The 26,136-nt window shown below is 39.7% G+C and carries 22 protein-coding genes and 1 pseudogene; 3 read left to right on the top strand and 20 right to left on the bottom strand.

Annotation, left to right across the window (positions count from 1 at the left end; translation table 11 throughout):
- Window positions 1-12: 12 nt before the first annotated feature.
- The 13 genes from C1G53_RS08285 to yaaA all read right to left on the bottom strand — a co-directional run bounded on the left by C1G53_RS08285 (window position 13) and on the right by yaaA (window position 14,361).
- On the bottom strand, window positions 13-1,428 hold the full coding sequence (locus C1G53_RS08285; RefSeq protein ID WP_161941392.1) for a lipopolysaccharide biosynthesis protein: 1,416 nt from the start codon (window positions 1,426-1,428) through the stop codon (window positions 13-15).
- 44 nt (window positions 1,429-1,472) lie between these two features.
- Window positions 1,473-2,906 (bottom strand): O-antigen polysaccharide polymerase Wzy, encoded by a 1,434-nt coding sequence (wzy, locus tag C1G53_RS08280; protein WP_105118341.1) that lies wholly within the window; start codon window positions 2,904-2,906, stop codon window positions 1,473-1,475.
- Window positions 2,907-3,147: 241 nt separating this feature from the next.
- Window positions 3,148-4,299: a glycosyltransferase family 4 protein gene (locus C1G53_RS08275; protein WP_105118340.1), complete on the bottom strand. Its 1,152-nt coding sequence runs from the start codon at window positions 4,297-4,299 to the stop codon at window positions 3,148-3,150.
- A gap of 754 nt (window positions 4,300-5,053) precedes the next feature.
- Window positions 5,054-5,866, bottom strand: coding sequence for a glycosyltransferase family 2 protein (locus C1G53_RS08270; RefSeq protein WP_105118339.1), 813 nt, complete (start codon window positions 5,864-5,866; stop codon window positions 5,054-5,056).
- Window positions 5,867-6,068: 202 nt separating this feature from the next.
- Window positions 6,069-6,914, bottom strand: a complete 846-nt coding sequence (locus tag C1G53_RS08265) for an NAD-dependent epimerase/dehydratase family protein (protein ID WP_105118338.1) — start codon at window positions 6,912-6,914, stop codon at window positions 6,069-6,071.
- Entirely contained in the window at window positions 6,911-7,513 is a 603-nt protein-coding gene (locus C1G53_RS08260) for a sugar transferase (protein ID WP_105118337.1), read from the bottom strand. The genes C1G53_RS08265 and C1G53_RS08260 overlap by 4 nt, the downstream gene beginning before the upstream one ends.
- A gap of 9 nt (window positions 7,514-7,522) precedes the next feature.
- Window positions 7,523-7,810 (bottom strand): Fic family protein, encoded by a 288-nt coding sequence (locus tag C1G53_RS08255; protein WP_238139125.1) that lies wholly within the window; start codon window positions 7,808-7,810, stop codon window positions 7,523-7,525.
- A 220-nt stretch (window positions 7,811-8,030) separates the two neighbouring features.
- Entirely contained in the window at window positions 8,031-9,857 is a 1,827-nt protein-coding gene (locus C1G53_RS08250) for a polysaccharide biosynthesis protein (protein WP_105118336.1), read from the bottom strand.
- 29 nt (window positions 9,858-9,886) lie between these two features.
- On the bottom strand, window positions 9,887-10,618 hold the full coding sequence (gene cps4B, locus C1G53_RS08245; RefSeq protein ID WP_105118335.1) for a capsular polysaccharide biosynthesis protein Cps4B: 732 nt from the start codon (window positions 10,616-10,618) through the stop codon (window positions 9,887-9,889).
- 41 nt (window positions 10,619-10,659) lie between these two features.
- On the bottom strand, window positions 10,660-11,355 hold the full coding sequence (locus C1G53_RS08240) for a tyrosine-protein kinase (RefSeq protein WP_105118334.1): 696 nt from the start codon (window positions 11,353-11,355) through the stop codon (window positions 10,660-10,662).
- A gap of 9 nt (window positions 11,356-11,364) precedes the next feature.
- Window positions 11,365-12,054 carry a Wzz/FepE/Etk N-terminal domain-containing protein gene (locus C1G53_RS08235; protein ID WP_105118333.1) on the bottom strand — a complete coding sequence of 230 codons (690 nt, stop codon included), beginning with the start codon at window positions 12,052-12,054 and terminating at the stop codon, window positions 11,365-11,367.
- Window positions 12,055-12,072: 18 nt separating this feature from the next.
- Window positions 12,073-13,512: an LCP family protein gene (locus C1G53_RS08230; protein ID WP_105118332.1), complete on the bottom strand. Its 1,440-nt coding sequence runs from the start codon at window positions 13,510-13,512 to the stop codon at window positions 12,073-12,075.
- 123 nt (window positions 13,513-13,635) lie between these two features.
- The gene (gene yaaA, locus C1G53_RS08225) at window positions 13,636-14,361 is read right to left on the bottom strand and encodes a peroxide stress protein YaaA (RefSeq protein ID WP_105118331.1); all 726 of its coding nucleotides are present in this window, start codon (window positions 14,359-14,361) and stop codon (window positions 13,636-13,638) included.
- Window positions 14,362-14,480: 119 nt separating this feature from the next.
- On the opposite strand from yaaA, the gene C1G53_RS08220 reads away from it, so the two are divergent.
- Window positions 14,481-15,740, top strand: coding sequence for a PLP-dependent aminotransferase family protein (locus C1G53_RS08220; protein WP_105118330.1), 1,260 nt, complete (start codon window positions 14,481-14,483; stop codon window positions 15,738-15,740).
- A 113-nt stretch (window positions 15,741-15,853) separates the two neighbouring features.
- On the opposite strand, the gene C1G53_RS08215 is transcribed toward C1G53_RS08220, so the two are convergent.
- A complete protein-coding gene (locus tag C1G53_RS08215) occupies window positions 15,854-16,708 on the bottom strand; it encodes a DegV family protein (protein ID WP_105113427.1) in 855 nt (284 codons plus the stop codon).
- A gap of 126 nt (window positions 16,709-16,834) precedes the next feature.
- On the opposite strand from C1G53_RS08215, the pseudogene C1G53_RS13360 reads away from it, so the two are divergent.
- A pseudogene (locus C1G53_RS13360) lies at window positions 16,835-17,092 on the top strand (TetR/AcrR family transcriptional regulator); the annotation flags it as partial.
- Window positions 17,093-17,505: 413 nt separating this feature from the next.
- Here the strand turns inward: C1G53_RS13360 and proC are convergent.
- From proC to C1G53_RS08190, 4 genes are all read right to left on the bottom strand, one after another.
- Complete coding sequence (gene proC, locus C1G53_RS08205) at window positions 17,506-18,291, bottom strand: pyrroline-5-carboxylate reductase (RefSeq protein ID WP_105118328.1); 786 nt, start codon at window positions 18,289-18,291, stop codon at window positions 17,506-17,508.
- Between the two features lie 9 nt (window positions 18,292-18,300).
- On the bottom strand, window positions 18,301-19,539 hold the full coding sequence (locus C1G53_RS08200) for a glutamate-5-semialdehyde dehydrogenase (RefSeq protein ID WP_105118327.1): 1,239 nt from the start codon (window positions 19,537-19,539) through the stop codon (window positions 18,301-18,303).
- Window positions 19,540-19,824: 285 nt separating this feature from the next.
- Complete coding sequence (gene proB / locus C1G53_RS08195) at window positions 19,825-20,901, bottom strand: glutamate 5-kinase (RefSeq protein WP_044673267.1); 1,077 nt, start codon at window positions 20,899-20,901, stop codon at window positions 19,825-19,827.
- 167 nt (window positions 20,902-21,068) lie between these two features.
- A complete protein-coding gene (locus C1G53_RS08190; protein ID WP_105118326.1) occupies window positions 21,069-23,543 on the bottom strand; it encodes a bifunctional DnaQ family exonuclease/ATP-dependent helicase in 2,475 nt (824 codons plus the stop codon).
- Between the two features lie 108 nt (window positions 23,544-23,651).
- On the opposite strand from C1G53_RS08190, the gene C1G53_RS08185 reads away from it, so the two are divergent.
- Complete coding sequence (locus C1G53_RS08185; protein WP_105118325.1) at window positions 23,652-24,287, top strand: MBL fold metallo-hydrolase; 636 nt, start codon at window positions 23,652-23,654, stop codon at window positions 24,285-24,287.
- A 39-nt stretch (window positions 24,288-24,326) separates the two neighbouring features.
- Here the strand turns inward: C1G53_RS08185 and C1G53_RS08180 are convergent, their stop codons facing one another.
- Together C1G53_RS08180 and C1G53_RS08175 are read right to left on the bottom strand one after the other, a co-directional pair.
- Window positions 24,327-24,833, bottom strand: a complete 507-nt coding sequence (locus C1G53_RS08180; RefSeq protein WP_105118324.1) for a GNAT family N-acetyltransferase — start codon at window positions 24,831-24,833, stop codon at window positions 24,327-24,329.
- Complete coding sequence (locus C1G53_RS08175) at window positions 24,823-25,845, bottom strand: PhoH family protein (RefSeq protein WP_105118323.1); 1,023 nt, start codon at window positions 25,843-25,845, stop codon at window positions 24,823-24,825. The genes C1G53_RS08180 and C1G53_RS08175 overlap by 11 nt, the downstream gene beginning before the upstream one ends.
- Window positions 25,846-26,136: the final 291 nt, after the last annotated feature.

Raw genomic sequence — 26,136 nt, 5'->3', positions numbered from 1 at the left:
TACAAATAAACATTATTTACGAGCTAATTGCCTTCTTACTGTATTGAATAGCGATAGTAACTCTATTCTTGTATTGTTAAATATCATCAAAACTCCAAAATAGACTATAATACAGGTAAGAACCCCAACAATGTTAAAGAAAATATTTTTTTCAATTATATTTTGAAAAAGTAGTCCTAAACATCCCATTATACTTGCTGCACCAACATATACATTTAATTCTTTTGGATAATCTTTGAGCCTAAAATTTGCAACTTTTGACGCTATCCAATAATGCGTAACTGTCAACTGCCATCTTATTACAAAAGAAACATAGGTTATAACCATAAAACTACTATGCTCAAAATATAACAAACCCGTTGCAAGTAGCAGGGCTTGCAATATATTAGATAAAAATACATAGCCTGGTTTCCCCTTGGAAAGAATTGCATAGGCTCCTATATCCGCAAATATGACGCTCTCGCACATGACAAATCCCCATAAGCCGACAAAGAGTGAGGCTTCCTCCCATTGTGGTCCAAGTAGTGTTAGCGTAATAAACTTACGAAAAATAAAGATACCTACCCCTAAAGGAATAGTAAATAAACCAATAGACTTTTGAAAATTATTTACTGTTCGGTTAAAAGAGTCCGAGTCATTTTGTACTTTAGATAGTGTCGCAAATAACACATTCATAGTTGAAGCAGTAATAATCGAAATGATTTGATTTACAGTCGTAATTGAAATCTTATACAAACCTAGATAATACGTGCCTAATGATTGGCTAATAATAAAAACTGCAACATTCGAAACTAACCATGATGAAAGAGTCTCCAACATTGACCCTCCGCAAAACATAAACATGCTCTTCAGTTGCTCATAATCATAGTGAAGTTTTATGCGTTGCGTGGACCATATTATTAGAATAACGGTAATCACTAACTCCCCCACCAGGTTTCCAATGACCAACGACCAGTAAGATTGGGTGTATAGTGCTAAAGGTATCGTCACAAGTACAGGGATGAGCTTAGCAATAACTCTAATAATCCCGAGCTTTTTATAGTGAAAATTTTTTCTATATACTGCATATTGAATACTAGAATAGGACATCAGAGGCAATACTAAGGAATAGACTCTAATCACCGTCTCATAACCAGATACACCACTGAGGTTAGCAAGTGTTTCTGCATTTAGAAATATTAAAAGATAAAAAAATATCGAGACACCCAGATTTGTCCAAAAGGCTACACTGATATACTCATCTTGTTCTGAGGAAGAAACAAATTGATGCTGTACAATATATTTTTGGAAACCCGCATCTGTAAACATCTCAGCAAACGTAGTAATCATCATAATTGACGCGACAAGGCCAAATATTTCTGGTGTTAGAAGTCTCGCCAGAATCATATTGGTGATTGGCGAAATAAACTTAACAATAATTTCTGTCACTAACGACCACTTAACTGCCGATGTAACTTGATTTGACTCTACACTCACTTTCTTAATTCCACCTTACTACCTGTTTTACCTAAAAATGCAGTTCTGCGACATGTGGTTTGTATATATATTCTAATAAAAATCAAAGAATAAGATATTGCCTTCCAAATATAGTATGAATCTCTACGTGGTAATGTAAACCATAAAAACAACAAGATACTTATCCTGTACAGTTCCCATGAGCTAGTATGTTCTTTCAAATTTTTGACTCGTAAAAACGAAAAAATTATAAGACAAACGATAAAAATAGCAATTAAACCAAACCAACCAAAATTGATATAGGCCTCTGCGTTAAGGGAAAAACCTAAACCGAATGAATATTGCCAAAAATATTGAGAGTGCCAAGTTTCAAATATCCTAGATTGCTGATTTATTACATTTACAATACCTGTAATATCTAAAAAAGAAGGTATCGAACCGCCAATAGCAGACAAAATATATCCTTGCCCCCATAAAAAAACTTCTTGCCCTGGAACAATATACATCATCGTAAATAGTGGAAAAACACTAATTCCTAACTCAGATAAAAAGCCTACCAAGAAGTTTCCGCCTGATAAGGCAAATAGGATATCTTCTCCTGTTCTATATGCATATACTACTCGGATAAAGATAATCAGCAATAGACCAATGAAGCTAATCTTAGATATATCTTTCCAATTATATTTAATATTCCCACTATTTTTGTTGTATGAAACAAGAGCTAAGATAAGCAATCCTGAAATACCTGTTGTCCTATCGCCACAAAGAGCAGTGAGAACTAACCAGATAAATACACCGAAGCGTGCTACTTGTGAACTCTTATCGCTTCTGAAGATAATTGTTAAGAGGGAAAATGGCATGAACATAAACTCTAAAAAGGTTACTAGCGTTGGAATGTTCTCTTCAAAAGCCCTAACAGCATAATACCCCCCTTCTAAACTTGTAAGAAATTTCATTGCAACAAGAGGTAGAGCTAAAATTGAAGTTCCCAAAAAACCCAACCATGCTACCCTACCAACTTCTAGAGGATTGTACTGATCAATAACATAGTGTTTCTCTTTTTGTAGTATGGAAACACAAATAATCCCAGCATAGCCTGCCACTACATTGCTAAGGGACGAAAAAATAGACACATCTTTCAAAAAATTTTTTAACGTACTAATATAGAAATCATAGAATGGGATATCTAGAGCTACCAGAAGTAATTGTCCATTTTGAAAAACATAAAATGCCATTAAAAACAGAGTGATAGGATTTATAACTCCCCCATTTAATTTGTTTATATAGACGATTTCAAGAATAAAAATTATTAAACTACTGAGAATGCTAAATTTTATTGTAAAATCTTCCTCAAAAGAGGAGCTTGTAAAAAATAGGAAAAATGCATATAACATGACGACTATAGCTCCAAATGCCACTGTCATAAAGTTTTTTTTAGAAATAACTAACATTCTAATACTCTTTCTGTTGATTATTTTTCTATTGAATCCTGTCACTAGAAAATTTATTGAAATTTACAAAGTCTACATACGGTTCCCTAACTTAGGAAATAACGATTTGAGATTAGTAACATTGTTTGTTGTTAACTTTACTTTACACCTACTGAATATATCACCTGTCCTGATTCTCCAACAAGGGATTCTATAATTTTTCAGGAAAACTCAAATGGTTCACTATAAAGTAGCAACCTGCCTAAAAGGAGTTGCTGTAAATTTCCTTCATTTTTACTTCAACTCGCTCTAAAGAATATTTTTCACTAGATATAAGTGAACATTGAGAAAATTGCTTATATAAAACTGCATCGTCAAGGATTCTTGTTATAGCTACAATAAACTCATCTACTGCTGAGTTTTCTACAGTATACCCATTTTTTCCATCCTCTACTAAATCTCTATTTCCACGACAATTCGATACTATTAAAGGTAGTCCAGTTGCCATTGCTTCAAGTAAATTTACAGGAAGGCCTTCACGTTTAGAACTAGATAGGGCAATATCAGAAACTCTCATCAAATCAGGAATATCTTTTCTATAACCTAACAGAAGCACTGATTCTTCTAAACCTTTATCCTTTATGAGTTGGCGATAAGTATTCAATAATACTCCTTTACCAACCAGCAATAGAACAATATCCTTTCTTGTTTTTGAAAGTTGTTCCATCATTTCAATTAAAATAGATTGATTTTTATTGGCATTCAATTCTCCGACAAAAATTAGGTACTTTTTATTCTGGTCTAAACCCAGTACTAACTTTAGTTGAGCCTTTGTATTATCTGATATTGGTGAGAACTTCTCTAAATTTACTCCTACACCATTCACCAAGTGCAACCCCTTCATTTTGAAACGCTTCTTAGCAATAGCATAGTCCTCTTCATTGATAGTAATAATAGTATCTGTAAAGTAAGATAATATTTTTTCTACAGGGTAAAAAAGAAGCCACCCTACTCTACTTCCGCCTTTATAAAAATGAAAACCATGAGCGGTATACATATTATTGTCCACTTTGTGACAGTAACCTAAGATACGCCCTATTAGCCCTCCGATTGGGGTATGACTATGAACTAAATCATAGGTATTATCAGACATCACTCTATTCAACATTCTAAATGCGAGCCAATTACCAGGGTGAAACGGATTTCTTTGAAAGGGAATATCATATACGTTGACTTTATTTGCCTCTAAAAATTCTTTTAATTCTTGTACACTCTCAATAGAAATTGTACCTGAATGAGAAAAATTGGCTGCTACATCAACCTCAAAACCAAGTAACTGTAATATTTTTATATTGGAAATATTAAATTGTCCAATCATTGAAGCAACAGAGGCTACAATAAGAGCTTTTTTCATACTAAATACTTCTTTCTTTAATCGAATGACTTTTTTTAAAATTATCTATCTGATAATTAAAATCATACATGTGTTGAGACGAGAAACAGACCAAATCAATCCTATCGGATAACTTAAGTTTTGACACCTACTAACAATTTAGATCTTATTCAATACATATCCATACTAACACTCATTTTTCTAAAACGGAAAAAAATTATCTCCCAAAGGTACGCAGGAATATCACTAAATCAATACTGCGTTCTAAAATATACTTAACTACTTAATTTACTTCTATAGTTATTAAAGAAACTTATTCTCGCACTCCCTACAAAATGAAACAATAGTTCGGGTTAACTCCGAATCCATTTTGATTATTTAGTAAGTGTCGGCAGGCCTTCAACACTAAATTTCGGTACATGAAGGTTACAGCATCACAAACCATTAATTCTACCGTTATCCCTTTAAAAGTTTTATTATATCATTGTAAATAGAGACGTGGTATTACAACGAGAAATATTTAAAATCGCAAATAGAACTTAATATCTGAGTCAACAGTAGTAGATTTTTTCGCTTGCATTATAACCAATCTTAGCCACTTCTGATATGTTTTCTCTTAAAAGAGAATATTCGGGTATTTCTTATACTCTTGGGAACCAAACACTTATTAAGATATTCGTTTCTAATTTCATAGTTACTTTGAGTTTACGCCATACATTTTTTATAGAAATAAACCAGCAATAGGAACAAGTATGTTTTTTATGGTACACATTTATTATTTTTTCATTGATACAAGTATCCTTCTTAAATATTTTAATTCATCAAAAATAGTGATTGCAATATAAAAGGGTAAACTTATTTTTTTCTGCTTTAATAATTCCATGAAATTCAATCTGTTCCCTTCTTGCATACCTTTTAAGTTACCTGATAGACCTCGCTCCCCAAAACCTCGCTTTCCACGATCATAGTGAACATTCTGTTCGGGTAAATAATAATATCCATATGCATGACAAATTCTTAAAAAGTATTGTCTATCCTCAGAATAATGGCGTTTCTCATCATATCCACCAATTTCATCAAAGATTGATTTTTTAAAAAGCACTGTTGAAGTCTGTGGAAACATCTTGATACAAATTTCTTGAATATTTGCTCTATGAAGCGTATCTATTTTTCGTCCTAGTATGCTTATAGGCGACGACGTATGATTCCCACCAATAAAATCAATATCGTCATTCTTTAAAATTTCTTCGACTTGCCTTTCGACTTTATTCTCAAACCACTCATCATCAGAATCAAGTAAAGCAATCCAAGTTCCTGTAGCATTAAACATTCCTATATTTCTTGCTCTAGATACTCCTGTATTTTCTTGATTTATTAGGCGAATGTTAAGATATGGATATTTTTTTGCATAATGTTCAACCTCGAATGCTGTCGAATCTGTAGAACCATCGTTAACTACAATAATTTCGTTAATATACTCCAAACAAGTTTGTAGCCTAACTGATTCTAAAGCTCTTACTATAACATTCTCAGAATTGTAGGCTGGAATAACCACTGAGATAGATGATTTTTCTATATTTTTTCCCAAAACTCTGTCTCCTTATTGTATCTTTTTAATCAGTTCTGTGAGAATACCCGATATCATTCAATAATCTTTATAAACAGTACTTAAACCAAATTTATACTACTACAGTTAAAGTGTCTGCGTGATGCAAAACATTAAATGCAATAAAACAATTTACTTACAACTTGAGTCCGTTTAATTCTTTTATCCTTTAATTTTTGTTCTATCATAATTCTGTATTTTTTATTGATTCCTCAAAATCGATTACCTGATATTCAAAGTCATAACGACTCATCTCTTTTTCATAAACAAGATTTCCAAATACTTTCTTCACTGTATCAAAATGGAACAATAACTTTATGACTGGATTAAATATTTTTGTAAAATATATTTTCTTTCCATGTACTTCAGCTATTACTTTAACCAATTCAGAAGTATTGACATATTCTGAATTTTGTGGACAAAACAGCCCACGCAACTCTAACTCTATAACTTTCCTGATAAATTCACAGAGGTTATCAATATGCAACATACTTCTAGAATTTAAAATTTTTGGAAAAATTGGTGTTAACTGAGTTAACTTTGATAAATTCGAATAATTTCCCTTAGAAGCTTTCCCATAAACTATAGGTGGTCTCACAATAACCAATTTAAACTGGCAGTCACGTAACTTGAGTAATTCCTCCTCAGCCTGGTACTTAGATTGACCATATTTCGTCGTTGGAATTGCCAGGGTTGAACTTGCTATTTTACCAGTATTGAGACCATACACACTCATGGTACTTAAGAAAATAAATTGAGAAACTCCTGCTTTTTTTGCTTTTTTTGCAATCAAAACTGGTAAATCAGTATTTACTTTCTTATACTCCTCATATGAAATTTTTTTCTCACGCTTGTGTACAATTGCGGCAACATGAAAAATAGAGTCATAGCCTGAAAAATCAAACTCTTCCCAATTGGGATCTAATAAATCAAGGGTATCAATTTCAAAATTACTATCCTTATTTTTCACGTATTCTTCAAACGAAGTTCCAATATATGAGTTTGCTCCTGTTATCAATACTCTTTTCATGACTTCCCTTTCTGCCCCGTTCCGCCTTCAACAACACCTTCACTTTTGACTACACTGAGAAATGTTCCAAAGAAACACTTTACATCTAATGTAAAGCTCATATGTTGTACATAATAGCCATCTAATTTTGATTTCTCATCTATTTCCAATTCATCCCGACCATTAATTTGAGCCCAACCAGTCAGACCTGGACGAATGTCATTTGCCCCGTACTTATCACGTTCTTCAATAAGGTCATATTGATTCCATAAGGCTGGTCGTGGACCTACAATTGCCATCTCACCTTTTAAAATATTAAATAGCTGTGGCAATTCATCTAAACTCGTTTTTCGAAGAAATTCTCCTACTTTAGTAATCATAGCATTCGGATCTTTTAATAAATGAGTGGGCATATCACTTGGAGCATCTACATACATGGAACGGAATTTATAAATCATGAAATGTGACTTGTTTTTTCCTACCCGTTTTTGTTTAAATAAAACAGGTCCTTTTGAATCCAGTTTTATAGCAACTGCAATCAACAAAAACACAGGACTTAATACAACAATTGCAAGTCCTGAAATGACAATATCAATAACTCTTTTTAAAATTGGATACATATAATCTCCTTAATATTCAATCCTAAAATATTCCAAATAGTTTTTGAATCTATCTTGAGCGGATAGACAAGTATCTAGAAAGAAACCATTTTGGTCCCCCCATTTCGAAAGACCGCGATAGTAAAAGTACTTCATATCATCGCTGATAATAAACGGAACGTAGTTGTGTTTCAAACATTCCTTGAACATAATTAGTCGTCCAACCCTGCCATTACCATCTTGAAAAGGGTGGATACGTTCGAAACGAAAATGAAAATGAAGAATATCCTCAAAACCAATCGTATTGGTCTCATAGATATACCGTGTCTGGTCATGCGTCAGCTGACTACTTCTATATAGTTGGAATTGAAAACCAGCTCTATTTGATTCTTATGATATAGACCACTTTTCAAACCTTAATTCTTTTCATCTAATAATCTATGATCTAACATATCTTACCTTAGGAAAGTATTCCAACCTTCCTAGAATCTAAATATTATTTAAACTCTAGGAAAGTAAAAATAACTTTTACTTTCTTCTATTCTTGCTTAGCAAATTCAAGCAAGACGTTTCTTAATTCAATCTTATCTTTTGATAATAGACTATCAATAAAAGTTTGAACCACCTCATCTGCTTTATTGGTTACACGACCTACGAAAATCTTTTCATGGATTTGTTCGCTGACACGCTCTTCTGTTGATAACAATTCCTCATAAAGCTTCTCACCTGGACGAATCCCTGTTTCAATAATTCCGATTTCTTCCTCTGTATGCCCACTCAATAGGATGACCTTCCGAGCCAGTTCTAAAATTTGCACAGGTTCACCCATATCCAGGACAAAGATTTCACCACCTTTTGCCAAATGTCCAGCTTGGATAACCAAACGACTGGCTTCTGGAATCGTCATGAAATAGCGTGTCATCCTAAAGTCTGTAACTGTAACCGGACCACCTTTTTTGATTTGTTCCTTAAACAGAGGCACAACACTTCCACGACTACCTAGGACATTTCCAAAACGTACTGCAGCAAATTGTGTTTGTCCAGGTTCATTCAGGCTAGTAACAATCATTTCTGCTACCCGCTTAGTCGCCCCCATAACATTTGGTGGATTGACTGCCTTATCGGTCGAAACCATGACAAATTTTTCAACCCTAGCTGCTTTGGCTGCCTCAGCCACATTCTTTGTCCCAAAAATATTATTCTTTACTGCTTCATGTGGGTTATATTCCATCAATGGAACATGCTTATGAGCTGCAGCATGATAAACAAGATCCGGTTTATATTCAGCCATGATTTCAAATAATAAATCTCTGTCTTGAATATCCGCTATAAGAGGGATGAGTTCGAGCTTGTCTTGGTATTTTCCAGATAACTCACGATGAATGAGATAAATAGAATTTTCTCCATGTCCCAGCAAAAGCAATCTCTTAGGTGAAAACTTGACAATCTGACGACACAATTCTGAACCAATAGAGCCTCCAGCCCCTGTAACAAGAATCGTTTTCCCCTCAAAGTAGTGATTCAGTTCTTCTTGGTCCAACTCAACTTCTGGACGGCCTAGAAGGTCTGCCACATCAATTTCCTGAAAAGCACTGACGGACATATTACCTGCCAGTATATCCTCAATACTTGGCATATTATTGACTTTTACACCTATGCTATTGCAGATCTCAACAACTTTTTCTCTTTCCTTACCATTTAAAGACGGAATAGCTATTGTTACTTGATCAACAGCCAACTCTTCAACCAATCGAGGTATGTCATTTCGATTTCCTAAAACCTTGACATTGCGAATAAAAGTCCCCAGTTTATTTGGATCTCGATCAACAATACCCACAATTTCAAAGTTCAACTTTCTATCTTTAACGGTATTGATAAAGATATTTCCTCCGTCTCCTGCACCCACAACAAGAATTCGCAAAGAACTATCCGCCTTATGAAGCGCGTTTTTCTTCGTGTCATGCATCACCTTCCAAATGATACGTGGAGTGATCAGCATGACAAATGATAGAACGATTGATACTAAAATAAATCGATAGCTAAAGGTTTGCCAGATGATTATTGAAAGTATCAAAAAAATAACGTGGGCTGAAAATAAGCTCAGGCCAATTTTAATAAAACTTTGATAACCAGTGTATCTTGTTATTAGTGAAAACACTTTTAATCTAACGGATATTATTAGATAGAAGATAAGAATAAATAAAACTGCTAAGTAAAATCTATCGTCCGAAATATCTACAATAATATCTAAAAATAATCTACTTATGATCATGGATAGGATGATTAAGCAGCTATCCATAAACATTAGTATTAATCTTTTACTGTTTCTCTCCAAAAGTTTGTCAGTAACAGTTCCTAAATCCATTTTCTTCTCCACAATCTAGTACAAACAGCCTACAAGACCTGATTTTTTAATAACATTAGCGGATTTTTCTTAAACAAGGCTTTTGCTTTATCTTGGCCATATTCTTCGGCAACCAGCTGATAAGCATCTTTCATAAATGGTGGACGTGTTGTAGTATTGTGCATATCACTTGCAACGCAGTGAACAAGGTCTCTTTCTAAGAAGTACTGAACACGTTTCTTAAACTCTTTAGACTTATCACCAATTAATCCTGGTTTCAAAACATGGCTACTATTAACTTGCATGTAACATCCTTTGTCGATCAGCTCCTCTACACGCTCAGCCTTGTAAGCCAGAGCATCGTAGCGTTCAATATGGGCGAGTAAGGGTGTTACTCCTAATAACATCACCTCATGAACGGCCTCTTGAATGTCCTTCCAAGGAGTTTTCATACTAAATTCTAGTAAGACGTAGCGTGAACCATTGATAGTTGGTAGTTTTTTCTTTTCCAATTTCTCCAAAATATCATGGCTAAAGTAGATTTCTGCCCCGTAAAACAGACGAACTTCCGGGTAGGATTCCTTCACCGCCTCTTTTAGTTGAAGAAAATTGGCCATGATCACTTTTTCAGGTGTTTCAAACATGCCTTTGCGTCTATGGGAGGTTGCTACGATAAAGCGCGCTCCTTGACGGTGAGCATGACCAATCAAGGCCAAGCTCTCCTCTATACTATTTGGACCATCATCCACACCAAAGATTACATGCGAATGAATATCAATCATCTCTCAAGTCCCTCTCTTATTGATGATATATCTTTACTACCTTAGGCTTTCTTCCCGTAATTACCATAATTTCCGTAATTACCATAATCACCATATTTTTCGGTTGTCACATCATATTTGTTCAAAATGACACCAAGGAAGGCTGTCCCGGTTTGTTCCAACTGCTCTTTTACCTTTTTGACAGCTGAACGCTTGATATTACCAGATTCCACGACAACCGCCATAGCATCACAGCGTTGGGCAATAATAGCCGCGTCGATAACCATTCCTAAAGGTGGGCAGTCTACGATAACGTAGTCGTAATAGCGACGGAGGGTCGCAACCAAGTTTTCAAAATGCTTACTCTGCAAGAGGGCAGTAGGGTTTGGAGAAATTTTTCCAGACTCAATAACAGTCAAATTTTGGATATCAGTATCACACAAGCCCTGTGATAAATCTGTCGTTCCAGCCAGATAGTCTGTCAAGCCTGTAATTTTTGTTGTTGGCTTGAAGAAACCAGACATAACTGAATTTCGAATATCTGCGTCAAGAAGAACCGTTTTATAACCTGAGCGAGCATAGGCAATTGCCAAACTAGCTGCTGTCGTACTTTTTCCTTCATTGGATTGTACTGAAGTAATACCAACTACCTTGATGTCTGAACCGCTCAATTGGATATTTGTCCGAATAGCATTGAAATATTCTTCTGTTTTTTTAACAAGTTCTTTTTTCGTACGCGCAATTTCTAAAGTTGCCATATTGTTCTCCTATTTCAATTTCTTAGAATCTGGTACCACACCCAGGAGTGGCATACCTAATACTTCTTCAACATCTTGTGGTCTCTTCACACGATCATCTAAAATTTCTACGACAAGGACCAGGGCAATGGCAAGAAAGGCACCTGCTACCAAGCCAATCGCAATATTTCTCTCAGTAAGTGGCGTTGAGGGCTCTTCTGCTGGTACAGCTTCTTCCAAAGTTGTGACATCATTAACCTTGGTAACATCTATAATCTTCTGCGCTGCAACAGCCCGCAAACTATTAGCAATACGCGACGCTTTATTCGGATCAGCATCTCGAACAGTAATCGAAACAATACGAGTATCAACTGGGATAGAGACAGTTACCTTTTCCTTCAAATTTTCCGAAAGATTCAAATCAGATGACACGAGTGCTAAAACATCTTGTGAAAGAATAATTTCTTTATAGTCTTTTACCAGGTAGGTACCTGCTTGGAGGTCTTGGTTGGTTAATCCAACACCAGCCTCCACATTTTTGCTAACTACATAGATTCGTGTTGTGGAATCATATTGAGGAGTAACCAAAAATGCACTATAGACGAAGGCAGCTCCTGCCCCAATCATTGCGGTTAGGAAGATGAGGATTTTCTTTCTCCAAATTGTTTTTAACAAAAACAGCACATCAATTTCAATTGCATTTACTTCTTGATTATTCATAACTTCTCCTATTGTTTTTTATTGCCCATCCAAAACAGTTTGAATAGCTGATTTCACTTGGTTCAAACTATCTTGGTTAATTTCCATCATATAGAGTTGGGAACCTGGCATAGCATAAGATGGCAAATCCATACGTCCTGAACCAGTCAAGGCTTGAGACTCGACTGTAAACTGTGTCCCAGATTCCAATTGTCTATTGACCAAATCCATAATTGTTTCTAAGCTGAGGTCTGTCTGAATAGAACCTTCCAAACCTTTCAGAATAGCCTGATAGTTACCTAAATTCTCTGGCGAACTAAGTTTCTTGATCAAAGCAGCGATAACCTTCTCCTGGTTCTTACCGCGGTCGTTATCTCCATTGGCTAAAGAATAGCGTTCACGAACAAAAATTAAGGCGCGCTCGGCATCCAAATGAACCGTTCCTAGAGGAAAGTGATGTCCACCACTTGTAAATTCTTGTTCATTTTGGACATCTACCCCACCAACCAAGTCTATCAGTTGGAGGAAGGAGGTGAAGTTTAGTCGAATATAGTTGCTAATATCAATGCCATAGAGATTTTCTAAGGTGTGGACAGAAGCATTTACCCCGTAAATTCCCGCATGGGTCAATTTATCATACTGGTTTTGACCACCATCCGCAATAGCAACATAGGAATCCCTTGGTGTCGTTGTTAATAATATCTTATGGGTCGCACGATTGATGGTCATGATAATATTGACATCTGAACGAGATACCGATGAGATGGAACCATAGGTGTCAATACCGCTTATATAGATGTTGAAGCTATCTCCGCTAGCCTGTTCTACAGCCTTTTCCACTGGCTTAGTCATTTTAAAACTGTAGATTTTCTTCACTTTGGAAGAAAAATCTGGGTCTTCGCTTTCCAGAATATTTGTGAAAACTCCGTTTAAGACCATAGCCTGACTTTCGCCATTCATCATAGCTTGATAGGCAGACAAGTAAGAACTGGTCGGCATAGTTGCCAACTGAACCGATTTGGTCGTAGATACATCCTGCAATAGGGCTGAAACATTGTCCTGATCATATTCAGACGGAGCCAGCAAACTGGTTAGCTGACTAATATCACTGATATCACTACTTGCCGGGACCACAATACTCATTTCATATTCTGAAAAGGAAGCATTTGAATTCAGCTTGCTAGAAAAATCAACTACCTCTCGCATACCATAGACACCAGCTGAGGTGACAAGTAGCGAAAGGAGGAGAACAACTGTTGTGAAAATTGGCAATTTCTTGCACCATATCAACCAAACAGTGAAAAGTGCTAGTCCAATACTTACACCTGTAACGATATGGTTCAAATACCTAAAATTTAAGATTTGGTATCGATACATACTAAATAAAAACAGGCACAGGAACATTAGATAGGCAACCCACAAGCCCCAATTGACCATTCGGAGTATTGTGGGCTTCTTTCGACCACTTCTCTTCTTCATAACTAACCTTTCTTCCAATAGTATTCTTCTCATTATAACACATACTTCCAAGAATATCTACCTAGTTACTACCAAAGAAAACGCTCTACTGCATGGAGAAAGCGTTATTTTACATCTATCTTATTAAGGTCGTTTGAAGACGATGGTCTGGTACGTAGATTGTTCTGGACAGTAGTGAAAACCATCGACATCAAATCCTTTTATTTCTTCTGGATTTTGAATATTGTGTTTAGCCAACCACGAAAGCATCCGGCCACGACCTTTTTTGGAAATGGTGGAATGGACTTTTAGCTGACCATTTTTCTCTTCCTTGAAAATAACCTTGACCAATTTTTCCTGAACTTTTGGTGAAAAGACTTGTTCAAACTCTGACGAAGCAAGTGAGAGCAGGACATCTTCATCAATCACCTCTGCATCATAATAGGGACGCCAGTATTGTTTTAAAGATTGTTTACCAATCTTTAAATTTCCCTGAAAGTCAAGACGATGGGGTGAAATTAGTTCAAATGGAGAAATGAGACCATATAAGGCGGTTGCCACCCGTACATGCTTCTTGTGATAGTTCTCCTCTTCTGCTGTCAGGTCCCTTCTAGTCATGTAACGATACATAAGGCCATCATATAGTTGCCAGGCCGGGTAAGACTTGGCTTGACCTTGCCTAATCCTCTGCCATCGATCCAGTTCTAACTGGGCCTTGTCCTCGGATAATTTATATAAACTAGCCAGCTCCTCCAGGCTATATTGACCAATAACCTCTAGGACCGATGTGCTAGTATCAGACAGGGTTTGAAAGGCCTGATTATCCAGATTGGTATTTAGTTCTTTGGCGTTAGGAATAATGATTTTCATTCCCTCATTATACCATATAACTACTTGACTTCTCAAAGTAAATCATCTGGCTCGACCTTGTTTTTCCAAAAAAATTACCTTATACTAGTCTTAATTATTTCTGTAGGGGGACAGTTACAATGGATAAGTACCAGCGAATTATCCAGGATATCTTAGAGGGGATTGAAAACAATCAGTTTAAACGTGGTGAAAAACTGCCCTCTATTCGACAGCTCAGTCAGAACTACCAGTGCAGTAAGGACACTGTTCAGAAGGCCATGTTGGAACTAAAATACAAAAATAAAATATATGCCGTAGAAAAAAGTGGCTATTATGTGTTAGAAGATCAAGATTCTAAAAATCGAGTGCTTGAACTTGACCCTGCGGATTTTCAGGAGCTGCCTTATGAGGATTTTCGAGTATGCCTACATGAAAGTCTGATTGGGCGGGAGAACTATCTGTTTAACTACTACCATCAGCAAGAAGGGCTGGCAGAGTTAATCTCCTCTGTCCAACAACTCTTGATGAACTATCATGTCTACACAAAAAAAGACCAACTGGTTATTACAGCTGGTAGTCAACAGGCCCTCTATATCTTAACCCAGATGGATTTCGGGCCTGAGAAAACTGAAATATTGCTAGAAAATCCAACTTATTCCAGGATGGTTGAGTTGATGCAACACCAAGCTATCCCCTATCAGACAATTGAACGGGATTTTGATGGCATTGACCTGGTCAAGCTGGAAAAAATCTTTCAAACTGGAAAAATTAAATTCTTCTACACCATTCCCCGTCTGCACAATCCTCTGGGAAGTACCTATGATACAGCAAGTAAGACTGCTATTCTGAAGCTAGCTAAGAAATACGGGGTCTACATTATCGAAGATGATTATCTGGCAGATTTTGATTCTAGCAGAAGCCTGCCCCTCCACTATCTAGACACCGATAATCTGGTCATCTATATCAAATCCTTTACCCCTACACTCTTTCCAGCCCTTCGGATTGGTGCCATCAGTCTGCCCCAGCAGTTGAAGCCTGCTTTTATTAAACATAAGAGTTTGATTGACTACGATACCAACCTCATCATGCAGAAGGCCCTTTCCCTCTATATCGACAATGGAATGTTTGCCCGTAATACCCAAAATCTCCATCAGGTTCATCATGCCCAAAAATTAGATATAAAGACCAATATGGACGAAACTTCACTAAATATTCCCTATCGCATTTCCAAAGGAAGCGTGACCTTCCAGCTGAAAAAAGGTCAGGTCAGTCCATTTATAGAGAAACAACTTGAAGGAGCCGCCTTCTTTTCTGGAGAGGACCTTGATTTTCTACAAATCCAGTACACTAGTGATTTTAAGACAAGACTGGAAACATTCTTAAAGAAAATGACAATGTGAGGACAACATTTGAAATAGATCCCCTACTAGCTATACTGTATTGCGAAACAAAGGTCCTCAAACCTGTAGCTTGAGGACCTTTCTTGTATCTAAGTCATTTTCAAAATGAACTCTTATTTTGAATTTATTTCATAGCCCATCAAAAGACCGCCTTCTTCTGCATAAAAAGAGCAAAGGCCTGATGTCGGTACCTCTTCGATGATTGCACTAGCAAATTCAGCCTTGACCAAGTCTGAAAACTGTTGGAAGAATTTAGCATTGTTACGGTGGGCCATGACAATACGACCGCCCTTATAGCCAGCCTTCTTCATCTCATCAAAGGCAGCTGTGACAGATTTCTTATGACCACGCGCTTTCTGGAGCAATTCTAGCTTCCCTTCGCTACTTGCTTCCCCAACCATACGGATATTGAGAAGGCCAACGACTGTTCCAAGCAATTTGCTGAGACGACCATTTTTCACCAAATTATCAACCTTGGCAAGGACAAAGAGCAATTTACTATTTTCTTGGTAGGCGGTGATGGCTTGTACAAGCTCATCAAACTCCAATCCAGTAGCAATCAGACGGTTGATTTCGTCAACAATGAGATCCATTTCTCCACCAGCTGAAAGGCTATCAATGAGATGGATATTGACTTCAGGATGTTCCTCGACAAACATATCACGCGCCACACGAGCAGCATTGAAACTACCTGACAAACCACCTGTCAAGGTTATAACAACAACATTTTCCGCTCCCTCAAATGCTGTCTGATAGGCCTGTGGACTTGGACAGGCAGAACTAGCAGCTTCAGAAGAGGCGTACATCACCTCCATCATCTTATCAATGTCCAAGTCAGCCTGGTCAACAAAGGTGTCTGCACCAATCTGAATGGTCAAGGGCACACTGACAAATTCTGTATCAGGGGCAAGGTTATTTAACTGACGATAATCACAGCCTGAATCTGCAACGATTTTCCATTTTTTCATGTTCTACTCATTTCTAGTATTACTTTTTTATTTGACAATAGCAGACTATTTCCTTACAATTATATCATTAAACTAGTCCTTCTGAAAGCATTTTCTTTCAGATGTAACAGTCAGGAAAGGAAAGCTATGGCAGAACGTAAGATTTCACCAACTTCTTTAAAAAATCTCTATCAATCCAATAAAGAAACCAATCAACTGACCAAAGAATCCATCGAAATAGCTCTGCTATTTCTCCTAGAAAAAAAGGACATCAAACAGATTTCGGTATCCGAGTTGGTCAGAAAGGCTGGTGTGTCACGCAATGCCTTCTACCGCAATTACAAGTCCAAAGAAGAGATTTTGGAAACCTACTACGAGCGGACTTCTAGCAACCTTAAGAAGAAATGGCAAGACTTGCAGGACAAGGTTCAAAAGGATGGCGTCAAGCAGAGTTTTGCAGAGTTTGTCCAGGAGCAAAAACGCAAGGCAGAGCAAAGCAAAACCTTTTCCAATGTCAGTCAATGGATCAAAGACAAGACCAAACGAGATTAATGTCTCGTTTTTTTCTTACTCTCAAGCGCAAAAAAACTTGACCAATTAGCCAAGTTTTTTAAGGAGATGTTGAAAATATTTAGGATTGACTATAGTATATCGTAACCGCCAACCGTTTCCATCGGTCTTATCGTCATTTAGTTTTTCTTTTATTACGTCGTTAACTCGCTTTGCCGTACTTCAGTACAGCCTACAGCTCGTTGCCTAGTACTAAAAGACTATAAGACTGAAAAATACGTTGCAACCAAAAATTTTCTATATCAAATCTATTTTTTACCTAATTTCCTCGTCTTTTTGAGGGCGGCGGCGACTGCCTTGATAATGGCGTAACGGAAGCCTTCTTTTTCAAGAGCTACCACGCCTGCGATGGTCGATCCACCTGGCGAGGTCACTTCTTGCCTCAACTGGGCTGGATGCTTGTCGCTGGATAATACCATTTGAGCAGTTCCAGCCAAGGTTTGTGCAGCCAAAATTTTCGCATCCTCCGCTGTAAGACCATTCTGCACACCCGCATCTGTCAGGGCCTCAATCATCTGATAGACGAAGGCAGGTCCACAGCCCGCGATAGCCGTCGCAGCATCTATCAACTTCTCTGGCACCTGCTGTACCTTGCCAGATTTTTCTAAAATTTGTTCCAATAGCTGAGCGAGTTCTTGATTGACCACGCTATAGGTTGTCATACCTTGGCCGATAGCGACAGGTGTATTGGGCATGATACGAATGAGGTTGTTTGCCGACACATATTCTGCCAGGCTGTCAATGGTCACTCCCGCTGCCATGGAAATCCAGATAGCTGATGGATTCTGGCTGATCTGGTCCTGTAAGCCTGACAAGACTGACTGAATCAGGTGAGGCTTGACCCCAAGGAAAATAAGCTCTGCCTGCTCTGCTATTTGACCATTAGAATAAAGCTGACCGCCCAGCTGTTCTTGAAGTGCCTGAGCTTTTGCTGGGTTGTGGTTGCTGAGGAGGAGCTGGGTATCTGGCTGCTGACTGACTGCATGAGCCAATGCTGCTCCCATGTTGCCCAGTCCGATAAATCCAATCTTCATCTTGACCTCCTAACGAATGTGGCCGTCGCCTGTGATGATGTACTTGTAGGTGGTCATCTCACGCAGTCCCATTGGACCACGGGCGTGCATCTTCTGGGTGGAAATGCCCAACTCGCAGCCCAGACCGAACTCGCCACCGTCAGTAAAACGGGTCGAGGCATTGACATAAACTGCCGCCGAGTCTACGTAGAGCGTAAAGAGGTCTGCCGTCTGGCTGTTTTCCGTCACAATGGCCTCGCTGTGCCCTGTTGAATGCTGAGCGATGTGGCTGATAGCTTCTTCCACACTTGAAACGACTTTAACTGCCAAGACATAATCCAGAAACTCTGTGTCAAAATCTTGGTCGCCTGCTGGTGTAGATTGGTTGAACAAAGCCTGAGCCTTCTCGTCAGCCCGCAATTCTACCTGACCAGAAAGAGCTTCTTCCAAACGAGGTAGGAATTGGCTGGCAATTTCTTCGTGGACTAGCAAGACCTCTGCCGCATTGCAGACAGATGGACGGCTGGTTTTGGCATTGACCACAATCTGCAAGGCCTTGTCCAAGTCTGCATCCTTATCTACATAGACATGGCAGATGCCTGTACCTGTTTCGATAACAGGCACTGTCGCATTTTCCACAACAGCTTGAATGAGCCCTGCGCCACCACGAGGCACCAAGAGGTCAATCTTGCCTTTGGCAGTCATCAATTCCGTCGCAGAGGCACGGCTGGTATCTTGGACTAATTCGATGACCTTAGGTGACACCCCAACTTCTTCCAAACCAGCTTTGAGGGCTGTGACAATAGCTTGAGCTGAATGAAAGGCTTCCTTTCCTCCACGCAAGATAACTGCGTTGCCACTTTTGATGGCCAAGCCAGCGGCATCTGAAGTCACATTGGGACGACTTTCGTAAATCATTCCTACCAATCCAAAGGGTATTGATTTCTTGCGAATCTGTAAACCGTCTGCCCGAGTGTATTCTTCCAAGGTCAAACCAACTGGATCTGGCAAGCCAATCAAGGCACGAATACCATCAGCCATAGCTTCAATCCGCTCTGTTGTCAGGAGTAATCTGTCCTGCATAACTTGGCTAATTTTGCCTTGGGCATGTTCCATGTCGATAGCATTGCCTGCTAGGATCGCCTCAGTTTGGGCAACCAACTGGTCTGCCATGGCTGATAGGGCTTGGTTTTTTTGTTCGGTTGTAGCAAGGTTGATAGAGGCCTTATGGGCCAATAAACTGTCTAATAATGCTTGTGTTGTTGTCATATCTTTCTCCTATTTAGTCTTTCAGTTTGCTTTTAGTACTTGCTCCAACAGTCTAGGAATAGACTGTTGAAGGTCAGAAATAAAGCGAATGATGTTCGCACCAAAAGCTGCAGGCAGCTTGTACAGTCAAGTGACTGTACAAGGTTGGAGATTGCACTTGCGAAGCAAGTTACTTCTACCAAGTACGGCAAAGCGAGTTCAAACAATCCGGTGGATTGTTTGAAGTTGGAAACAAGGAAACGAAGTTTCCTCATGCGTCGAAGTAATAAAAGATAAACTGAACGACTATAAGCTAACCCAATCGTTGCGGTGAATCAACACGCCTTCCGCTCTGCCATTTGCCAACTGGTCCTGCAAGTCCTTGGAGGACAATTTGACGCGGCCCTTACCAATCAAACGGTGGTCTGCTTGACTGTAAACTTCCACGACCTGTCCCACTTCAAAGTCGCCTTCCAGGGCTTTGACACCAGCAGCTAACAAACTGCGGCCTTGGTGCAACATGGCCTCAACCGCACCAGCATCCACCTCAACTGCTGCATCTGTCCGAGCGTAGAAAGCCATCCACTGCTTGCGTTGGTTCATGGCATGGTCATCTGCTAAAAAGAGGGTGCCACGATTGGCTTGAGTGACGGCTTGTAAAAGGGCCGTATCCTCCTTGGACGAGCAGATAAAGACAGGTACACCCGATTTGGTCGCAATCTGTGCCGCCTGCAATTTGGTGGTCATGCCTCCTGTTCCGTTGGACGAGCCAGCTCCTGCTGCCATGGCAAACAAGTCTTCCGTAATTTCCTTAATCTCTGGCAAATGTTTGGCGTTGGGATCGCTGTTAGGATTGGCCGTGTAAAGCCCATCCACATCTGTCAAGAGCACCAAGAGGTCTGCTTTCAAAAGGGAAGCCACCTGAGCAGACAGGGTATCATTGTCCCCTACCTTAATCTCCTCAATGGCAATGGTATCATTTTCGTTGATAATAGGAATAGCACGTTGTTTCAGTAAGACCTGCAAGGCTTGAGAGGCATTCTGATAACGTCTGGCATCCGCAAAATCATCCTGGGTCAACAAGATCTGAGCTGACACAATCCCATCTTTCATCAGGTTCTGCGTATATTCCTCAATCAACAAGCCCTGACCAACGGCCGCAGAAGCCTGCTTCTCCGCAATCTTGGTCGGTCGCTTGTCAAAGCCCAATCTCCGAAAACCAGCAGCAATCGAACCAGATGTTACTAGCACAATCTGGTAACCCTTCTGGTGCAACTGAGCTAGCTGATTGGTAATCCGAGCAATCTTAATGCGGTCCAAGCTGCCATTTTCTTGGGTCAGGGAGCTGGTTCCTACCTTAAAAACAATCGTTTTTTCTGTCATAATCTCTTCTCACAAAAACTAATATTTGGAAAATTATACCATATTTTAATCATAAAGAAAATCGCTGATATAAAGTATGGAGCGGAGGAAAGCATTCTTAATGATAAGGAGCTTGACAAAATGTAATATTTTCAAACACTAAAAGAAAAGGAAGCCTTGTTGCTCCCTTATACTTCTTCAAAAAAATCCTGAACAAGCCCTTCTATTTCCTTCTCATTCATACTTAAAACTTGATACTCTTTCTCAAAGAAGGAAAGAATTTGTTGTCCATAACGTTTGGTATGCACACGTGGATCCAAGACCAGAACCACTGAATCTTGTTTGTCATGTCGATTGGTACGTCCGATGGCTTGTTTTAACTTAATCATCATCATGGGCAGGCTGTAATCATAAAATGGATTCTTGCCTTGCTCACGCAGATGGTGATTGATTTTCTGGACAAAACGGTCCTTAGGATTGTCGAATGGCAGTCTTGTAATGACCTGAATCAATTGGTCCTGACTGGCAAAGTCTACTCCCTCCCAGAATACACCTGTGCCCAGTAAAATCTGACATTCACCCCGTTCAAATTTGCGTTTGAGGGGCATTTCTTGTCCATGCTTGTGTTGGGCTAGGTGGGGAATGTTATTGTCTTCTAGTAAATCCGACACTTGTAAGAGCAGGGAAATAGAGGTAAATAAGACCAAAATCGGTCGGCCCAGCTCTGCTATTTTCCCTAAGGAATGCACCAAATAGGTTGCGTGCTCTTCCTTGGAACCAGCCAGGATATCAGGGAGATTGGTCGGAAAGAGTAGCTGCTGGTTGGGCACTGCCTGTGTGGGAAGCAAGTCCATGGTGACCTGCTCAAAACCCAGTAGGTCGGCCAGACTGACCTTTTTGCTGATGGTCAAGGTGGCGCTGATACAGAAAATCTTAGTATCTGGCAGGTAAGTAGCCACATTCAAGAGGCTGTCCTTGGAGCCTCGCAAATAAGCAATTCGCTTGTCCTCAAGATACTTTTCTTCCAGCCAAAAACTGTCATAATAGTCTAGGAGTTGAGCCAGGTCCTGCAGGTCAATGTCCTGTAATTCAGCTAAATTCTGCTTGAGTTGACCTAAGTCTTCTTTTGCTATTTCCCTTTGACCATACTGGCGAAAACGATTCAAGAGGTGGTTGAGCTCAAATTGACAGGACTCATAGAGACGTTGGTCTAAAACCCTATCCGCCCTATCTTTTTTACTCTGCAATATTTGTAATAGCGCTGTAAGTTCCTGAGAATCTGTCGCTAGATTTTCGGCAGCCAAGAGGAATTTCTGAGCCTCATCAATGACCACCAAACGATTGTCCATCAGGGGATCTTGGTCCTTGAGGTGACTGAGGAAATAGGCATGATTGGTAATGAGCACCCTGCTGGATAGGGCTTGCTGATTCAAATGCTGCCAAAAATCCCAACCCCAGAAAAGACTGGTAGGCTCCAAGTTTCCATCATGGGCAATCTCATCAAAGTAGGCTTGGTAGCGTTGTTTCTGCTTGAGCTCATCCAAATCACCTGTTGTAGTTTCTGTCAGCCAGACAAGGACCTGCATCTTAAATTGATTGACTAGACGGTTGTCATCTTGTCGCTGCAAGGTTTTCCAAAAACTATCCAATTTGATAAAATGCTTGGGCGACTTGAGGGAAGCCATGGAAATATGGAAAATCTCTCTCAGCTTGTCCCCCTCGTTTTCCATAATCTGCTCTTGAAGGAGCTTGGTCGGCACCGTCACCAAGAGAGGCTTTTCTGACCTGGCAAGCAAGGGCAGCAGATAACCGTAGGTCTTGCCCAAGCCTGCCTGAGCCTGTATAAAATGCACTTGTTCTACATCTGCCAATCGTTTTTCAACCACTTGAGCAAAGGCCGTTTGTTTTTTACGTTCATGTAGACCTAGAAGGGCAATATTGGTCGCAAAATCTTCTGACAGATGATAGGCTGGCTGGGCTTTGACTGGCTTTCTCAAAACCAAGCCGTGAACACTTTCTAAACTGGTCGAAATCGTTTCTTCTAGGTAAGGCACCAGTTCATCAATAACCAGACGGGATTCAAAGAGCAGATTATCCGCCAAATCAAGAATTTTTTCAACTACAGTTCGAGGCAAACTCTTGATCTTCTCTTGAATTTTGATAAGAAGTCGAGCCGTTGCCAGAGCATCTGAAATAGCCGTGTGTGCCTGGTCTAGACCCAAGTCCAAATGCTCTGCTAGATTGCCCAGACTGTATTTATCAAAAGTCGGGAAAAATAATTGTGCCAATTCCACCGTATCCACGCGCGGTGTCATCAGTTCATAACCTTCAAAGAAAAGAGCTTCTGCCAAGAGATTGGCATCAAATTTGACATTATGGGCTACAAAAATAGCATCTCCAATCATGTCATAAATTGTTCCAGCTACCTGACCAAAATCCGGAGCCTGTCTTAGCTGTTGGTCTGTGATACCTGTCAGACTTTTAATATGGTCATCAAGCGGCTCATAGGGGTTGATGTCCGTCGCATAGCTGTCAATGATTTCTCCGTTTTCAACAAGAACAATTCCGATTTGAATAATTTTTGCATCGGCACCTGTACCTGTTGCTTCCAAATCGACAACGGCATACCGATTGCTTGTTCGCGTATCTTTCATACTGTTCATTATAGCACAATCGACCGTCAGGAAAAAGCCTCAAACAAAATCCATGAAGTCACTGGATTTTTTTGTTAGACTACTTATATAAAAACCGTTTCTATGAGGAGAACTACCATGATTATCCACAAAACTGTCAATCCTGTTGCCTTTCAAAATACCTACTATATTGAAAATGATAGCCACCTGCTTGTCGTTGACCCAGGAAGCGACTGGTCTAAAATCCAAGCCACTATTGAAAAAATTGGTAAACCGATTGCGGCCATTCTCTTGACCCACACCCACTACGACCATATTATGAGCTTGGACATCCTACGTGAAACCTACGATTTTCCACCTGTCTATGTGGCCGAAAGCGAGGCTAGCTGGCTCTATACACCAGAGATGAACCTGTCTGGCCTAGCTCGTCACGATGATATGGAAAATGTGGTCTGCCGACCTGCTGAAAACATCTTCCAATACCAAGAAGACTATCAGTTTGACGGTTTCCATTTCAAGGTTGTGCCAACACCAGGTCACTCCATCGGTGGCGTATCCTTTATCTTTCCAGAAGCTGAAGCTGTTGTCACTGGAGATGCTCTATTCCGTGAAACGATTGGACGTACAGACCTACCAACCAGCAACTTTGATGACTTGATTGCGGGTATCCGAGAACACATTTTCACCCTGCCAAACCACTACACTGTCCATCCTGGACATGGTCAAAATACCAGCGTTGGACACGAAAAAAACTTCAATCCATTTTTTAGATGACAAGAAAACCTGCCTAGTTCAGATTAAACCAGGCAGGTTTTATCTTTCATCCAATGCGTATTCAGCTAGGACAATTGTTTTTCCAGCCAGTTCTTTAACCTCGCCAGTTGGACAAAATCCAACTTTGGACCAAAAATGACTGGACTGGGGATTGCTTTCTACATAGCCTAGACGCACCTTTTTGAAGTGAGTTGCTAATTGGGGCAGAAGCTCTGCTATGATCTTTGAGCCAAGACCCTGACCAGCCAATCTTGAATCCATCATAAACAGTCCGATGTAGGCAATCTCTGCAGTCGGATAGCCGTCAATTAGGTCTAGGATGGCAACTAATCGCTCTTTGTCCCAGAATCCTAAAAAATATTTATCTGATAACTCCTTACCTGGTGGACACTCTACAAGATCATTTGCTAAACTTTCCAGACTTGGTAAAGGCGGAAAATGTTCAAAGTAGAGAGGATTGGTCTGGTAGAGGGCCAAAACCTGCTCCAAATCAGCATCTGTCAGCTTTCGGACTTGATATTGGGTAGAAAATTGACTAATCTTCATCCTCTTCACTCCGACGTGGTTGCCCTATACTTTCAAAACTTGCACGGCCATCCGCAGCCAGCGCCTCCTGCTCGTAGGCATTGATAATCTGGGCAACGACTGGATGGCGGACCACATCCTTGGCTGAAAAATGCACGAAATCAATCTGCGGTATTTTGCTCAACTTCTCCGTCGCATCAATCAAGCCCGACTTGACCTTGCGCGGCAGGTCAATCTGGCTAATGTCCCCATTGACAATCATCTTGGAATTAAAGCCCAGACGGGTCAGGAACATCTTCATCTGCATAATGGTGGTATTTTGCGCCTCATCCAAGATGACAAAGGCATCTTCCAAGGTCCGACCACGCATATAGGCCAGCGGTGCAATCTCGATAATTTCCCGCTCCATGAGCCGTGTCGTCTGCTCCTTACCCAAAATCTGGTAGAGGGCATCATAGACAGGACGCAAATAGGGGTCTACTTTTTCTTTTAAATCCCCTGGCAAAAAACCTAAACTTTCGCCCGCCTCAACCGCAGGACGAGTTAGGACAATCCGCTTGACCTGACCACGCTTGAGGGCTGTAACTGCCAGAGTGACCGCTAAGAAGGTCTTACCTGTACCAGCAGGTCCAATCCCAAACACGATATCATGACGCTTTACGCTGTCCACATAGAGTTTTTGACCAAGGGTCTTTACGCGAATGGGCTTGCCGTAGTTATCCTTGATGATCTCTTCTTCGTAGAGGGCAACGAATTTTTCAATCTCATCATTCTTGACCATGGAAATAGCCGTGACCACATCTGGCGTATTGATGACCAGGCCTCGATTAACCAAGACAAGAAGGGACTGGATAACAAGACGGGCCTGTTCTACATAGTCTTCTTGCCCAATCACTTGGACTTTTTCTGTTCGTGCATGGATGATCACGCCCAATTCCTGTTCCATCAATCGCAGGTGACGCTCATTAGACCCGAAAAGACTGAATAGATCATCTGGATGGTTTAAGTGAATATCAATTGAATGTTCTTGCAAGAAACTTCTCCTTTGGTAGCTTTTCTATTATTATACCAAAATTTTCCACCAACTGAATTTTCGAGGTAAAAAGAAAAACAGTGAACATGGCGATATTCACTGTTTGAGAAAGACCAAACTTAAAATTTCTATCTGGGGTGTAGAATAATAAAGAAAGGAAGGAAAGTTTGGTTTCCAGTTGTTTAACTGCCTCTTTTGTATATAAGTAACGACATTATACCCTACAAAATATTAGCAGCTATACCAGGACGAAGTTCATCCTGAATATTTATTTTACCCCCCCCCCCCCCC

This window comes from Streptococcus suis, assembly GCF_002960445.1.
Taxonomy (GTDB): Bacteria; Bacillota; Bacilli; order Lactobacillales; family Streptococcaceae; genus Streptococcus; species Streptococcus hyiners.
Note: the sequence above shows the minus strand (reverse complement) of the source record. Positions and strands in the feature narration are given on the sequence as shown.